This is a genomic window from Dyadobacter luticola, assembly GCF_005860805.1.
Lineage (GTDB): Bacteria > Bacteroidota > Bacteroidia > Cytophagales > Spirosomataceae > Dyadobacter > Dyadobacter luticola.
In genome coordinates, this window is the sequence record NZ_VCEJ01000004.1 from 855,656 (window position 1) to 870,889 (window position 15,234).

The window sequence follows — 15,234 nt, forward strand, 5'->3', positions numbered from 1 at the left end:
TAAAGTGCTGGCAGTTTTTAACAAGGAGATAGGCAGTTTTTTCAATTCGCTCATCGCATACATTGTGATGGCGGTTTTCCTGATTGCCATCGGGCTCATCGTCTGGGTTTTTCCGGAATCCAATGTCCTCGATTATGGTTATGCAGATCTCGGATCCTTTTTCAGCCTCGCACCTTATGTATTGATTTTCCTGATCCCGGCCATTACTATGCGCTCGCTGGCGGAAGAATCCCGCACCGGAACATTGGAATTATTACTCACCAAACCGCTGCGAAATGCCGACCTGGTGATCGGGAAATTCCTGGCAAACTGGGCGCTGGTGCTGCTCACCTTACTTCCCACGGTCATTTATTATTTCAGTATTTATCAACTCGGAAACCCGGAAGGCAACATTGATTCCGCCTCCGTTTTCGGCTCTTACATTGGCCTGCTGCTGTTTAGCGGCGTCGTGGTTTCGATGGGGATCTGGTCGAGTTCTTTGAATGATAATCAGATCGTTGCCTTCATTCTGGGCGTGTTTCTGGCGTTTATCTGGTACATCGGTTTCGGGGCGCTCTCTTCGCTGCTAGGGACGGGGATTTTTGCCCAGCTGTTTTCCTGGGCTTCCCTGGATGCGCAGTACCAGGCTTTGGGAAAAGGCGTCGTCGATTCCCGCAATGTCGTCTACTTATTCAGTATGATGGCACTTTTTATCTTCCTGACCCTCTGGCGCGTAGAAACGCTAAGAAAGTAAGAAGCTTTTCCGGTTTGTTGATCTAATCCGGTGTGTTGCACGTATATCACTAAAAAACACACTAAGATGAGAGCATTAAATGTGCGAATGGGTGCGCCGCAGGAAAGGCGGGCTTTTGTAGTTTTCGGAACGCGGCAGGCGGGGTCAATAATTTGGAATTCGCCTGCGCTGTTCTACGGAAATTTTACTAGATTGCCAGCAACTAAGTTACAATTAAAAGTTAAGCAACTCTTGGCGACCAGCAAGGTAAAATACTCGGAGGAGGAATTGGTGGCGGCTCTAAAGCGAAACGAGCGCACCGCTTTCGAATTCTTGTACGACCATTACTCAGGGGCTCTGTTTAATATCATTTCAAAGACTTTGAGGGACGAGGAGAAAGCCGCCGACGTGTTACAGGAATCCTTTTTGAAAATCTGGAAGAACATTGCTTCTTATAATCCGGAGAAAGGCCGACTGTTCACTTGGATCATGAATATTGCGCGAAACGGTGCGATAGATGCGGTGAGAGTGGAGGGGAGAAAGCCGGTAATGGATGATATCGAAGACAGGGTTGTGCTGAATGAGCGTGACGTATATGAAGATTCGCAAGCATCCAGTTCGGAAATGAAGGCCATTGTGAATCTGTTGCGGCCTGAACGAAAAGTACTCATTGATATGGCCTATTTTCAGGGCTATACCCATGAAGAAATATCGGAAGAGCTTAGCATTCCGTTAGGTACGGTGAAATCGCGGATCCGGACAGCATTACAAGAGTTAAAACAATACTTTGCAGTATGAATATCCAAGCCTACATAGAGTCCGGCATATTAGAGGAATATGTATTGGGCACTGTTTCTCCCCAGGAAAAGCAGGAGGTGGAGTGTATGTCGCATATTTATCCTGAAATCAAGGAAGAACTGTTACGTACCGAGAGCGCGCTTGAAGAATATGCATTGAAGCATCAGACTGCACCGCCAGCTTCATTGAAAGAATCGCTTTTTGCTAAAATGAACTTCGACGCCGCCCTGGATGCAGAGGAAACGCCGATCAAGGATTTGACCAGTGATTACGTAGAAACGATTAGCGGAACAACTGAAACCGAAGATACCAGAAGCGAAGATCCGAAAGTGATCGACAATGTTTTTGACAGGGTTGAAACCAAGGAAATAACCCCGCTCTGGGCGAAAATAACGGTAGCAGCCGCAATTTTGCTGGCTGTTTTTGCAGGATATTCAGCGTCTCAGATGTCGAAGCTGAAAGGAACAAATGAGGAGCTTGCCACGGAATTGAGCGGCATGAAATCTGAAATGTCAACCTTAAAGCGGGATTTTGATTATAACCAGTTTTTGACCAGCCTTTATCGTAGTCCGGAAGTAAAAACGGTCCATCTGGCAGGACTTCCTAAATCTCCTCAGAGCTCGGCGTCCGCATTCTGGAACCAGAAAACAAATGAGGTGATGCTGGATGTGCAAAACCTTCCCGCCGCGCCCGCAGGCAAGCAATACCAGCTTTGGAGCATTGTGGATGGAAAACCGGTGGATATCGGGATGCTGGAAAACCAGTTTTCCGGGAAGGTTTTGAGAATGAAAAACACCAAACCCGGCTCCGTAGCATTTGCGATCACACTTGAAAAAGAAGGCGGCGTGCCAAGTCCGACGATGGAGGAAATGTATGTGATGGGAAAGGTAAGTTAACTGTGATGGGTAAAGTAAGTGTTAACATTGTCATGCTGAGCGGAGTCGAAGCACGCTACTGGCTCGGCACTATGCCTTTTTTGCTTCCTGCCTAGCCAGTGACGTGCTTCGACTCCGCTCAGCATGACAAATGGAAATAACAATTTAGTTTAAAAGATGAAGCGCAGAAGCTTTCTAGGAAACATAGCACTCACCATTGCAGTAATAAATAACATTAAAGGTTCGGCTCAACAGTCCGAACCTTTTTTGCGTGAAAACAAACCGCAAGAAATACTCGGTGCAGATCTGGTAGTTGTTGGCGGAGGCCTCGGCGGCTGTGCCGCCTCGCTCGCCGCATTAAGAAACGGACTAACCGTAATCCTTACCGAAGAAACCGACTGGCTCGGCGGCCAGATTTCCCAGCAAGGCGTCCCGCCGGACGAGCATCAGTGGATCGAGACGCACGGCGCGCCAAAAGCGTACCGCGATTTCCGCAATGCAATCCGCGAATATTATATCAAACATTATCCCCTCACCGACGAAGCCAAAAGCCGCAAATACCTCAATCCTGGCGATGGGGCGGTGTCGCGGATTTGCTGTGAGCCGCGTGTGGCGGTGGCGGTGCTGAACGAGATGTTGGCGCCTTACCTCAGTTCCGGCAGGCTTACACTCCTCACCGAGCACAAAGCCGTGTCCGCCGAAGTGCAGGGCAACCGCGTGAAATCGCTCGATGTGGTGAGCACGCGCACGGGGAGGCGGGTTACTTTGTCGGCGCCGTATTTTGCCGATGCTACGGAGCTGGGCGACCTGCTGCCCATGACCGGCACCGAGTTCGTCACCGGCACCGAGTCCAAAGCCGAAACCGGCGAGCTCCACGCGCCAGAGAAAGGTAACCCCGACAATGTGCAGGCATTCACAATGTGCTTCGCGATCGACTACCGACCGGGCGAAAACCACGTCATCGAAAAGCCCGCGGAATATGATTTTTGGCGAAACCATGTCCCCAAAATGAGCAAACCCTGGTCGGGCAGGCTGCTGGACCTGGCGTACTCCAATCCCAAAACCCTCGAACCGAAAACGCTCGGTTTCCACCCCGAGGGCATCAAAACTGGCGACGCGCTCAACCTCTGGCTGTACCGCCGCATCATCAGCCGCCAGAACTTCACGCCCGGCACCTACGCGGGCGACATCACGATTGTCAACTGGCCGCAAAACGATTATATGCTCGGCAACCTCATCGGCGCCAGCGAAAAATATTTCCGCAAGCACGTCGACCGCGCCAAACAGCTCAGTCTCTCGCTCCTCTACTGGCTGCAAACCGAGGCCCCGCGCCCCGACGGCGGCAAAGGTTGGCCCGGCATCCGCCTCCGGAAAGACATCATGGGCACCGACGACGGCCTCGCCAAATACCCCTACGTCCGCGAATCGCGGCGCATCAAGGCACTATTCACCATCAAGGAAGAACACGTAGGCGCTGCAAACCGCGAAATGGCCGTCGCAAATGGCGCGCCCGGCGATAAAACCAAAGCCGCCACATTCCCCGACAGCGTAGGCATCGGCTACTACCACATCGACCTCCACCCCAGCAGCGCCGGCGACAATTACATCGACTTCGCCTCCCTGCCATTCCAAATCCCCCTCGGCGCCCTGCTTCCCATACGCATGGAAAACCTGCTTCCCGCCAACAAGAACATCGGCACCACGCACATTACAAACGGCTGTTACCGGTTGCACCCGGTGGAATGGAGCATTGGGGAGGCTGTGGGGCTGCTGGTGAAGTTTGCTTTGGAGAAGAAGGTGAATCCGAAGAAGGTGCGGGAGGAGAAGGGGTTATTGGAGGGGTTTCAGGGGTTTTTGGTTGGGGAGGGGGTGGAGTTGGCGTGGAAATAATGTTAAGGATTAAGTTGTAATTGTTCTAGTAACTTGAAATCATCCTTATATAAACAGGCTAAATTTTCCACTTCATACATTTTTAGCCCTGCTTGAAACTGCATAGGTAATTCGTGTTTATGTAAAAATCTTTTTCTGGACATACCAATTTCTATGTATCCTTTACTTTCTAATATTTCAAAGCCAGTTCTTGCGCCAGCGTGTAAATACACCTTATCGGGCTCTAAGTTTTTATATGATGCTAATCGTAGAGATGTATCGTAAACAGACAATTCACCAAATCCTGGAATTTTGCTTTCATTAACTATTTGCAATATGTCATCGAAGCTGCGAGAATTTATCAGATCATTAATTCTCATGATTAGATTATTTCTAACCTGACGAGTAATACTTTTGGATATCCCACGAATGTTTCCATTTCGATCTTCAAAAATATCTTGATGATTGTGCCTAATGAAATAATCGATACCATTATTTGTAACCCTGAATGTGCCATCAGAAGCCAAGACAATTAGTTCAGTAAAGTTAGGTAGGCTTTTATAAAAAGATAAGTACTTGTCCAAATAATCTGATTGAGAATCGAAGATAAACGCAACTTTAATAGAATTTCCCTCGCTATCGTTATACTTAAATAACTTATAGGCTAATTGTCTATATTTAAAAATGATATCGTCCAAATTCATAATTATATAACTCCTAAGGTTTTATAATATATTTCGCCTGTATCTGATGCATGACGCCGCTTGATAAAAATTAGGTCATCAAGTCTTATTCTTCCATCTAAAACAGTCATTAGATCTTGTCCATCCATAAGAATCATGGAATTTGTCGTTTGACTTTTCGTTTCAGTGCATTCAGATGAAAACCCATCTAGGGAAATAAACAGCCCAAGAGTATTTTTTAATTTTCCAGATATTTTTCCACCAAAAGCATATAGGTCGGCAGCATTTACAAGAGATTTTTGCCATTTTGCTTCAAGTAAGTAATCGATATTTTGGAATGTAAATGACCCATCTATTTGTTCTCCGACTATTTTAAATGACGCTTTTGGCAATAAATCGAAGAGGTGGAATAATTCGTTTAAAAGTTTTTCTAGCTCATAACCTCTTTTCTGAGGACTCGTTTCCATTGCGATGTTGAAAAATTTTTCCTTTTGTTCATTTAATTTTTCGGAAAAAGATATTGTTTGTTTGACTTTCTCAATATTTTCTGCTCTTTTCTCAGCTGCGATATTTAACTCGTTTAATGAGTCAAAATACCCTTTGGTTTGTAGTCGTAATTTTTTAACACTTTCCTTCGCTTTTTCAGTAATATCTCCTTTTTTATCCCAGTATTTCAAATGACTAAAATCTTGGAAATTTGAAGTTTCTTGAAGTAGCTTCAATAGATCATTTTGATAAATGTCTGGCCTTGCGTTCATTCTATCAATTAGTTGTGAAATGCTTTCATACTTAACATTCTCCTCCCAGTTGATAGTGGAAACAATTAGCGAATTTTCAATAGTCAGTTCTAAGAACTGTCTCAAATCTTTTTTCCGCCAATAAATATGTGAAAGTGCATCTTTAAGAGCTATAAGGGCTTGCGTTGATATTTTTTGAATTTTCATGTTATTCGTGATTTTTTTAACGTTACTTTAATATACTGTGGGCAAGGTTATTCCATTTGGTCAAATCGCTAGAAGTTTTGCTGCCAGATAAATCTTTGAAAAGCTCGTCATAATCTTGATCACTAGCATATATCATGCGACGATAGTTAGCTCCTATTCCAGAGAAAGCAATTGGAAAGAAATTGTGCCAATTAATTGAGCTATTTGGAATTTTAAAAAACCAACCATTTTGTTTTGGAAACAACTTATTAAATGCATTGAATGCGTTTGGAATTTCCGCCTCTGGAATGCCTGTTTTTTCGGCGAGAATAGCGTACTCTTTGGATTCGATATCTGTTAATATAAAACCACCAAATACATATGTGAAAAATTGCCAGAATCTCGGATAAAGAAAGAAGTATGGATCGTTGCTAATTTCCAATAGAGCAGACTTAATTGTTCGTGGCAAGGATAGAAAGCTTAATATATTTGTAATATCCTCACCGTTATAGTTGCCTTTTGATTTTTCTATAATGTGCTCAATTGCACATTTCAGGATAGTAACTCTTGCTAAATGTTCTATGTAAAGAGATACTTGTATTATTGTATTTGATGGATTATAAAAAGTTTCTTCGAAACATTTTTTCGATAATTCTACAACGTCTTGGTCATGGAAGTTTCCACCATTTAGTTCGCGGCATATCTTTGCCGATATATTCTTATATTCTATGAAATACTTGAAGAGTTGATTAATACGTTTTATTGGATTTCTGACAAAGAATGAGCCGGAATTGATTTTATAAAAGTAATCATCTAACAGAGAGTAGCCGACAATTGTTGGATTGCTTTTCTTCAATTTTTTTATAAGTGCAAGTTGTTTCCGTTCCAACAGGTATGAAAATCGGATAGTCTCGATATCTTCCTTGCTAGGGTTTATATGAAGAAAGGATTTCAGTGTTTCATGAGTGCTGGATAAGTCTGAATTGTCAATTAGGTCTATTTTTAATTCTTTCGCTTTGTCTCGAAAGAATTTTATGCTTGGCCTAGTCTTTTGCACTATGAAGCAGGCGTGATCATAGTTTAGGTAAGTCATCCATCCACAAATTTTGAACAGGTCACTAAATCCCCAGTCTCCACCCTTAATTTCAACTAGGTTATTTGTAGCGGAGTCGGGCTGAAAGTCCGTAGTTAGTATGTCCAGCTCCAATAGCTCCTCTACCTCTCTATGAATAATGCTTCTTTCAACATACAACCCACCGGCTTGCATAAATGCACAGACATAATCTTCATAGTCTTTGTCTTTCGGTATTGCAGGTAGTTCTATCGCAGTTGATTTGCTCATTTATGCAGTCGCTGAGTATTAATAGTATTTTATGGAAATATAACCTTAGTATTCGCATAAAAATCTAAGTAAACCTAGGGACTATTAAAACGGATGGGGTAATAAGTTAGTTAACGGTCAACTTTATTGAAAGGAAGTCGACGACCCAAATCAATGTCACTTTCGTCGGTGAACTTTTCGGTCAGAACTGACCCGAAGGCCTATAAGGTCTTTACTTTGTAAGTTTTACAAAGTGCTTCAATTTCGGCTCGATACTTTTCCAGCCGCTCCATACTCCGTTTTATTTTACTTCAATCAAACGCTCGAATTTCGCTATCATCTCATCTTTCTCTTTCAGCATTCTTTCATAAAGCTCCATTTTCTCGTCGTGAAGCTTTCTCACTTCGGCGAGTGGATTGATGTTGAATGTATTTGCATTGCCAAGATTCACGAATGAACTATCGTGATTTACAAATGAGCTGTCGTGAAATGTATTGGTAATGATGTTAATAGCTTGTTCTTCATCAAAATTCCGAATTGCCTCAGCGGGGATTTTAAGAATCGCGGAAACTTGTTCGAGGATGTCGGCATCGATTTTTTCTTTTTGTTCGAGGAGCGAAACTTTTTGCTGGTTCCAGTCTTCGCCGAGCTCAAACGCGAGGCCTTCCTGTTTGAGGCCGAAGAGCTCACGAAATCGTTTGAGATTACGTCCCTCGTGGATCTTCGGGTTGGAGGTAGTATGTGCCATGTGGAAAGGGGTTTGGTTAAAGAGGCAATTTATATAAATCCGGCGGTAAGTTTTTGGGTAATTTACATGGGGTGGGGGCGTGCGTTACAGTTTTGTTGAGTTGGTTATAGGGTAGAGGTTGGTGAGTTTTGTGGCTGGCTTGGTTTGCCCTTCGACTCCGCTCAGGGTGACAAGGGGTGGTCGCTTCGTGCGACAAGGTGGGTGAGCTCACATTTGTCATGCTGAGCGGAGTCGAAGCAAACATGCAGGATGTCACTATTTAACTTTACAAAAATGAACACAGAAACACACTTTAATGCTCCTTCGGATGCGGTTTTGCTGGCTTATGGCAGGGAAGTACACATGCTGCTGAGCAGCAGTACGCCCGAACGCTGGAAAGCGTATGTTTGGGATATGTTTGGCGGCTACATCCTCGTCCAGAAGGAGTTAGGTTACACGCCGGAACTCAGCAATGTATTTTGGTCTTTTAAAGAGTTGCTGGAGTTTTTTGAGAAGGCGGAGAGTCTCTCCACCAGTTCTCATTGATCGGCCTTCCATCGGCTAGCTCTTCAAAACCTCCGCCACAATTTCCAGACCGTCACGAATGTCGGCGTGGCGATGGACGTTGCCGAGTGCAAGGCGAATGCCGTTGTTGGCAACGTCATTTTCGATCTGGTACGAAAGGCTGGTGACAACTTCGACGCCGCGGGATTGCAGCCGGGCTTCCGCGTGAGCTACATTAAGGTCGGCAGGAAGCGGAATCCAGATGTGAAAACTGTTCGGATGTGTATGGTAGGGGACGCCCGCTAGTACATCCGCTACAATTTGTTGACGTAAAGCGCCTTCTGCACGTTTTTCAACAATAATAGCTTCGGCGTCTCCCGAGTTAATGACCTGGCTCGTCAGTCTGTTGAGCAGCATGGGGGCACCGCTGCCGGTTATTCTGATCGCCTCAATGATGCGGGACTGCCATTGGGGCGGCACCACGATGTAAGATGTTTTTAGTCCCGCCGAAAGTGGTTTTGCGAAACTGTAAATATAAAAGCTACGTTCAGGCGCCAACCTGGCAAAGTTAAGCGGCGGCTGAGCTTCCAAAAATCCGTAAGCGTCATCGTCGATCAGTATCAGGTCCAGTTTTCGGGCTACTTCCACGATTTCGAGTCGACGTTTCAGGGGCATTACAATGCACAATGGATTATGGATTGTTGGCATCAAGTACACCGCCTTCGCGCCGGTTTTCCTGCAAATTTCATACAATGCATCCGGCAGCATTCCTTCCTCGTCTGTCGGGCAGGCGGCCAGTTTTACATTAAGCATTCCCGCCACGGATTTGAGTCCATTGTAAGTAATGGCATCGGCGACCACCACCTTACCTGCCAGCCCGGCACACAACAATATCGAAGTCATGGCCTGGTGTCCGCCACCCGCGATAAATATGTTTTCGGCAGCGATTTCGGACCCAGGTACCGACAGCCACCGGGACGCTACCTGGCGATCAGCATCCAAACCGCCTACCGGAACCATTCCCAGGTTGATCTCCGGGCCAATGTCTTTCAGATTTTTCAGAAGCAGCTTGTGATGGTTGTCGGAAAGAGGGTAGTTGAAGCGAAAGTCGTACATCCTTTGATTAATTAGCGTCTCATATGCGAAAGAATTGATGACGAATTTAAAACAATTCCGGATTGAAATAGCAGTTGCGAGAATGACACAGAGCTGTGTAATATCTTTTAGTCTTTTAAAGAGTTTGCGGAGTATTTTGAGACTGCTGAGCGGTTTCGGGTGGGGAATTTCGGGCGTGAGGAAGGTTAGTAAACATTACAAACCGTTGGTTAAATCATATCTGCCGATAGTTAAATGGTTTAGGATCTAGTCAAAAAATACGGGTACATAGCGAGCGATGTTTTTTTAGTCATTTAAAACTATTGCTGCTATGTTGAAAAAATTACTGTTACTCCTAATTGTTACCATCCAACTGGCCGCCGCGCAAGATGCCTACTACTCCACGAAGGACGGCAAGTATCCGATTTGGTATTCCAAGACGAAAATCCTCGTCAGATTTTCAAATGTCAATGATTGGCGACCTGAGCAAATTTCAGGCAAGGCTAGGAGTATAGATCCTGTACAAAGCATTCCGGATATGGCGTATGTCGTTTTCGATTCGCTAACGTCAGATACAGAATTCAAACTTGCATTGGTAAATCTTCGTCGAAGCACCCAAGTTAAATCAGCTCATCCTATGCTGGTTAGCGAATCGGGTGATGAAATTGCCGGATTGTCTGATCGAATCGTTGCCCGACCGAAAAGAAATGTTTTGACTGAAAATGTTTTGAATGCTTTTCAGAAATTCTCTTTAAGTATCGAAGCTGAGGATACGGATTCGAAAAAAAATTATTTTTTGGGCGGCCAGTTGGCAAGCGATAATCCCGTTGAAGCTTGTGAAAAACTGGAAACTACTGGCCTATTTGAATTCGTACGGCCAGATTATCTTCGATTTGTGGAGCTGGCAGGTAACCCAAATGACCCGCTCTTTGCCAGCAACTGGGGCCTGGCCAAAATGAAATTGCCGGAAGCTTGGGACATTACTACGGGCTGCTCCAATATTAAAATCGCGATTATTGACGATGGTGTGCAGCTCAACCACCCGGACTTGCAGTCCAATTTGTTGCCAGGATTTGACGCAACTCCGTATAACACAAATGGCGGAACGGTAGCGGGAGAGGAGCAGCATGGAACAAGCTGCGCGGGTTTTGCGGCGGCGAAAGGAAATAACGGAATTGGAACTGCGGGAGCCGCGTATAATAGTAAGATTATTCCAATCAGGGCATTTGGAACCAAACCGGACGGCAGTTTGCGGACGGAAACGTTGGATTCATACATTGCTGCGGCGATCAATCATGCCATCAATGTTAAGAATGCGGATATCCTAAGTATGTCCTGGGGAATTACGCCAAGTGCTGCACCAGTCAATCAAAATCCACTTATTGAAGCTGCTTTGAATAATGCTGCTTTGAATGGTCGCGGAGGGAAAGGCGCATTTCTGGTAACGAGTTCCGGAAACAAGGGTCTTAACTATCTGGCGCCGCTGCCTGGAAATGTAAAGGATGTTTTTGTTGTAGGCGCTTCCAAATCAAATGATATGCGTTGGGAGGGTTCCAATGGACCGTCTCACCGAATCGATGTAGCTGCGCCTGGCGCTTACGTAACTACAAAAGATGCCGGTCAGTATAACAATCAGCCTTCTGAAAGTGCCACTTCCTGGGCGGCGCCTTCGGTTGCCGGAATTGCTGCTTTGATTCTTTCAGTTAATCCAAACTTGACCCAAACGCAAGTTCGGAGAATCATTGCTGAAACTTGCGACAAAGTTGGAGGCTACAATTATGTGGTTGGAAATGGCTCAACATTCGCGGATTTGTCGCATAACAATGATCTCGGTTACGGTAGAGTAAATGCTTTGCGAGCAGTCGAAAAAGCCGCAGGCGCGCCGATTATCGGACCAGATTTGATTTGCGGCAATGGTGGGTATACGCTGACGCAATTTCCTGCTGGCTCGTCCGCTGTCTGGTCTGCATCTGCCGGACTGACAATGGCTGGTAACCTGGCAACCCGCCAGGGAGGTTATAGCGGTGCGGGTAATATTTTTGCAACTTTAACCATTCCAAATGCTTGCGCGACGGTAAAAATTAAGCGGACTGTTTGGGTCGGCAATCCAAATATTACCAAAACAGTAAACGGTGTAGTGAGCGGAACTACCTCTGTGAATGCCGGCGGGCTCTATAATCTGGCGGCAACTTCGTCGAGTCCTTCATCAAATTTTAATTATAACAATTACGCTGGCTCGGGCGATATGGCGATAGACATTTACAGTCCGATTAGTCCGAGCACGCAAATGTATGTCCTGGCAAATTCAACAACCGGACTACGCAAAGTCAAACTTACTGCAACAAATAGCTGCGGCAATTATTCCGAAGATTTCGTATTTTATCTTTCATCCGGAATGTTAAAAGTCTATCCTAATCCGGTGAAGGATTACATAACATTAGAATTTGCAACTGCTGAAATTGAAGAAACTATTCCAGATCAAATTCAAATATTTAGTGAAAGTTCGGCCAATCCTGCGATGATAGTTTTTGCAAAACAAGCACTTACAAAACAAGGCGACGGAAATAAAATGTTAATTTCTGTCGGTGATCTTCCTCGCGGCGTTTATTATTTGCATTTGCTTTTTGAAAAGGGAAAAAGTGAGCGGGTTGAAAAAGTGCGGATTGTTTTAAATTAAACTATTATAGGGCTATGAAAGCATTGATCATTCTATCAGCAATCGCCACATTAAATGTCTCGAACATTCATGCACAAAAAACCGCGCGCTGGGAGTTTGGAGCGCAGGTTGATCTTGGGAAAGACTGGTATCACCGGAATTATTATGGGTTAGAGTCGATACCAAACGGATACATTCAGAATTTTCCTTCCTATCATTCTACCGGGGCGGGCATATTTGCCGAGCGCGTGTTGAATCAAAAGTTTTCTCTTCTCGGTCAACTGAATTATTTACAAAAGAAAATGCCCGCGGATATGTTTGGCGAGCGTAGTTCGACTGGTTCGCGATGGGTCACCAAAGAAATTCATCATCGTGGGGCTGTGGACTTTGGGCTACGCTGGTATGTCAATCCAAAATCACAAATCAGATTTTTTGTTGATGGAAAGTTGGGCGCGAATATGCTGGTTGCCGCTGTGCAACATGTTGAGGGTTTTGGAAAGGTGGTAACCCGGGATGCTTTTGGTTATAGACGTGTAAATCCGGTAGGTTCAGCGTCGGCAGGAGTCAAATGGCGGCGTCTGGCAATTTCAGCGGAGTATAGAAGAGATTTGGCAGCGGTAAAAAGAGAGCGAAGTGCGACGGGGATTAAAAGTCAAACGTTAGTTGGGAAAGCAGCATTGACTTTGTTTAAGGCTCCCTAACAACTGCTTGTCGAGTCTTTATATGCACTTTTCATAAACTCGACCGATTTTTAAGCGTTTTTCACAGTCATTAAGCATTATTCATAAAAAAAGTGAGCAGCGTGTATCGCTGCTCGCCCTCATCTTGTCACCCTGAGCGCACGGGGCCGCCCGGCGGTCGAAGGGTCACTTCGCCCGCTTCAGCGCCTCCGTCGTCAACCAATACTTCGCAATCATATTCGGCACTTCCCACTCCGGCAGCTTTCCAGCCTTCAAGTATTCCATATACTTATTCGCCACCTGAGCAAAATGCGACTCGTGCCCGGTATCATATTTCGCCGGAATAGAAATTTCCCAGCCGGCAGCAATCTTTTTCAATTCCACACCCGGATGCTTATCCTGCACAGTTTTGAATGCTGCCGCCACCGCGTCTTCGTAAGCCTTCGATTTGTCCTTGGTTTCAATGTAAAGAACAGGCTTATACTTCTGCTCGGCGCCCTGGCGGACGACCAGGTTGGATTTTGAGCCTTTCATGATCGAATAATGCGTATCGCCGGTGCCTTCCGGGGCCTGGAATTTCCAGAGCACGGACACTTTTGCATTCACACCTTTCAGCTTGTAGTTCATTTCACCATTCGAATACACATTCAAAATCGTATCCTTCACGTCTTTTTTCAGGAAGTCGGGGAAAGTTTCGCTTTTAGTCACAAGTTTAAATTGCGATGGCGTCAGCTGGGTAGCGGTACGTTTGGCAGAGATTAATTCAATGTCTTTCTGATAATCCAAAGCTACATCCGGAAATGCGCTCCACTGGACCAGGTCAACCAAATGCGTCGTCACGTCCACCATGCCTTCACCCTGCTGTTTTACATCAAAAAACCAGGTCGGACGGACCAGCGGCTCGCCGGAAATGTATTTGAAATAATGGTGCACACTTTCCTTCATCACTGCCGGACTTTCGGGCGTACCTTTTTGCAGCTCGCCAAAAATCTCGGGAAGTGCAGCCAGCTCACGTTGCAGCGTGTTGGTGATCTCATAACGCTCGGTCATGATATCGTACAGCAACACATTGTTCTTTTTCGCACTCTCAAATGCCTCTTTCAATTTATCAAAACCCGCTGCATCGATTGCCATCGGTTTATCGGCCAGCACATTCAATTTCGCATCGACCGAACGTTTGATATAATCCGTTTTCTTCTGATTATTTCCAGCCAAAACCACCACATTACCTTTTTTCTCAGCCAGCATTTTGTCCATGAAATCCGCGCCGGTATAAACTTCCTCCTTCCAATGCGTCGGATTTTCAGGCGCTGAGTTGTATTTCTCTACCTTATCAAGATAAGCCTTCACGTCCGGTCCTTCGGTCGCATACACATGCACCACCGAATCCACATCGTCATACATCGATTTCTGAACCAGTGCGGCGTGGAAATGTCCCGGCTCAACTACGATCAGGCTCAGCGGTTTTTTCGTCTCCTCTTTTGCTTCCTCTTTCTTCGAATTACATCCTTGATTGAATACCATGGCGGCTAACAAAGCGACTGTCAAGAGTTCTTTTCTCATTTGAAATGGGTTGAGGTAATGTTTGCAAGATAGTTTCTCGAGGTGAAACTATGCCTGACTGTACGACGAAATTTCTTTCAGTTTCCCTGAACTCGCTTTATCAATAAATAAAATGGCATTCGGATGTTTGCGCAGGATCGTCGAAGGATATAATTCCTGAATATCCTCCGCGATGGTATGGTAAATCGCATCCGCTTTTTTCTCGCCCGGCACAATGCAAAAGGCATATTTCGCTTTCAGCAAGGTTGGTATGGTGAGCGTCAGCGCATTTTGCGGCACTTCATCAAAAGTATCAAAACAAGCATCATTCACCTGCTGCTGGCGGCAAGCGTCATCCAGCTCAACCTGTTTCACAACCAGCGGATCATCAAAAAATGCTACATGCGGATCATTAAATGCCAAATGTCCGTTCTCGCCGATACCCAGACAAACAATGTCAATCGGATTTTTTTCAAGCAGATCCGCATAGCGTGCACATTCGGCATCCAGATCGGTAGCGTTACCGTCGAGATACCAAACGGAATGTGGATGGACGATATCGAACAAACGAACTTTCAGGAAGTAACCAAAATTCTGCGACGCATCGGCAGCAATACCCACATACTCGTCCATGTGAAATGCATTGATCTTGTCCCACCGAATCCATTTTTCTTCTTTTAACGCAGCCAAAAATTCGTTTTGCGAAGGCGCAGAGGCGAAAATGATATTTACAAAATCCTTGGTATCCTGTATCTCGCGGATTTTATCAGCCACGGCCTGGGCGGCAGCGGCACCCATTTCCTGCCGGGTTTCAAAGATTTTTACTTCCAGATTGTCAACTTTCATTCT

At 45.3% G+C, this 15,234-nt stretch carries 14 protein-coding genes; 7 read left to right on the forward strand and 7 right to left on the reverse strand.

All coding sequences use genetic code 11. The annotated features are described in order from the left end of the window. The first annotated feature begins 4 nt into the window (after nt 1-4). The 4 genes from gldF to FEN17_RS14380 all read left to right on the forward strand — a co-directional run bounded on the left by gldF (nt 5) and on the right by FEN17_RS14380 (nt 4,275). On the forward strand, nt 5-733 hold the full coding sequence (gldF, locus tag FEN17_RS14365; RefSeq protein WP_138366932.1) for a gliding motility-associated ABC transporter permease subunit GldF: 729 nt from the start codon (nt 5-7) through the stop codon (nt 731-733). 66 nt (nt 734-799) lie between these two features. Next, nucleotides 800-1,510, forward strand: coding sequence for an RNA polymerase sigma factor (locus FEN17_RS14370; RefSeq protein WP_171037927.1), 711 nt, complete (start codon nt 800-802; stop codon nt 1,508-1,510). Then, the gene (locus tag FEN17_RS14375; protein WP_138366038.1) at nt 1,507-2,406 is read left to right on the forward strand and encodes an anti-sigma factor; all 900 of its coding nucleotides are present in this window, start codon (nt 1,507-1,509) and stop codon (nt 2,404-2,406) included. Before FEN17_RS14370 ends, FEN17_RS14375 begins: the two co-directional genes overlap by 4 nt. A 156-nt stretch (nt 2,407-2,562) precedes the next feature. After that, nucleotides 2,563-4,275, forward strand: a complete 1,713-nt coding sequence (locus tag FEN17_RS14380; RefSeq protein ID WP_138366039.1) for an FAD-dependent oxidoreductase — start codon at nt 2,563-2,565, stop codon at nt 4,273-4,275. 2 nt (nt 4,276-4,277) lie between these two features. Here the strand turns inward: FEN17_RS14380 and FEN17_RS14385 are convergent, their stop codons facing one another. From FEN17_RS14385 to FEN17_RS14400, 4 genes are all read right to left on the reverse strand, one after another. Continuing rightward, a complete protein-coding gene (locus FEN17_RS14385; RefSeq protein WP_138366040.1) occupies nt 4,278-4,958 on the reverse strand; it encodes a hypothetical protein in 681 nt (226 codons plus the stop codon). 2 nt (nt 4,959-4,960) lie between these two features. After that, the gene (locus FEN17_RS14390) at nt 4,961-5,881 is read right to left on the reverse strand and encodes a restriction endonuclease (protein WP_138366041.1); all 921 of its coding nucleotides are present in this window, start codon (nt 5,879-5,881) and stop codon (nt 4,961-4,963) included. Nucleotides 5,882-5,903: 22 nt separating this feature from the next. Then, nucleotides 5,904-7,202 carry a hypothetical protein gene (locus FEN17_RS14395; protein ID WP_138366042.1) on the reverse strand — a complete coding sequence of 433 codons (1,299 nt, stop codon included), beginning with the start codon at nt 7,200-7,202 and terminating at the stop codon, nt 5,904-5,906. Between the two features lie 280 nt (nt 7,203-7,482). Beyond that, nucleotides 7,483-7,929, reverse strand: a complete 447-nt coding sequence (locus FEN17_RS14400; RefSeq protein WP_138366043.1) for a helix-turn-helix domain-containing protein — start codon at nt 7,927-7,929, stop codon at nt 7,483-7,485. A 273-nt stretch (nt 7,930-8,202) separates the two neighbouring features. On the opposite strand from FEN17_RS14400, the gene FEN17_RS14405 reads away from it, so the two are divergent. Then, on the forward strand, nt 8,203-8,454 hold the full coding sequence (locus FEN17_RS14405) for a hypothetical protein (RefSeq protein ID WP_138366044.1): 252 nt from the start codon (nt 8,203-8,205) through the stop codon (nt 8,452-8,454). Between the two features lie 15 nt (nt 8,455-8,469). Here FEN17_RS14405 and FEN17_RS14410 read toward each other — a convergent pair whose 3' ends face one another. Beyond that, entirely contained in the window at nt 8,470-9,528 is a 1,059-nt protein-coding gene (locus FEN17_RS14410; RefSeq protein ID WP_138366045.1) for an aminotransferase-like domain-containing protein, read from the reverse strand. A 310-nt stretch (nt 9,529-9,838) separates the two neighbouring features. On the opposite strand from FEN17_RS14410, the gene FEN17_RS14415 reads away from it, so the two are divergent. Then, nucleotides 9,839-12,184: a S8 family serine peptidase gene (locus FEN17_RS14415; protein ID WP_138366046.1), complete on the forward strand. Its 2,346-nt coding sequence runs from the start codon at nt 9,839-9,841 to the stop codon at nt 12,182-12,184. Between the two features lie 14 nt (nt 12,185-12,198). Further along, nucleotides 12,199-12,864, forward strand: a complete 666-nt coding sequence (locus FEN17_RS14420) for a hypothetical protein (protein WP_138366047.1) — start codon at nt 12,199-12,201, stop codon at nt 12,862-12,864. Nucleotides 12,865-13,029: 165 nt separating this feature from the next. On the opposite strand, the gene FEN17_RS14425 is transcribed toward FEN17_RS14420, so the two are convergent. After that, nucleotides 13,030-14,406 (reverse strand): putative oxidoreductase C-terminal domain-containing protein, encoded by a 1,377-nt coding sequence (locus FEN17_RS14425; RefSeq protein ID WP_138366048.1) that lies wholly within the window; start codon nt 14,404-14,406, stop codon nt 13,030-13,032. A 48-nt stretch (nt 14,407-14,454) separates the two neighbouring features. Then, a complete protein-coding gene (locus tag FEN17_RS14430; RefSeq protein ID WP_138366049.1) occupies nt 14,455-15,231 on the reverse strand; it encodes a glucosamine-6-phosphate deaminase in 777 nt (258 codons plus the stop codon). Nucleotides 15,232-15,234 lie beyond the last annotated feature (3 nt).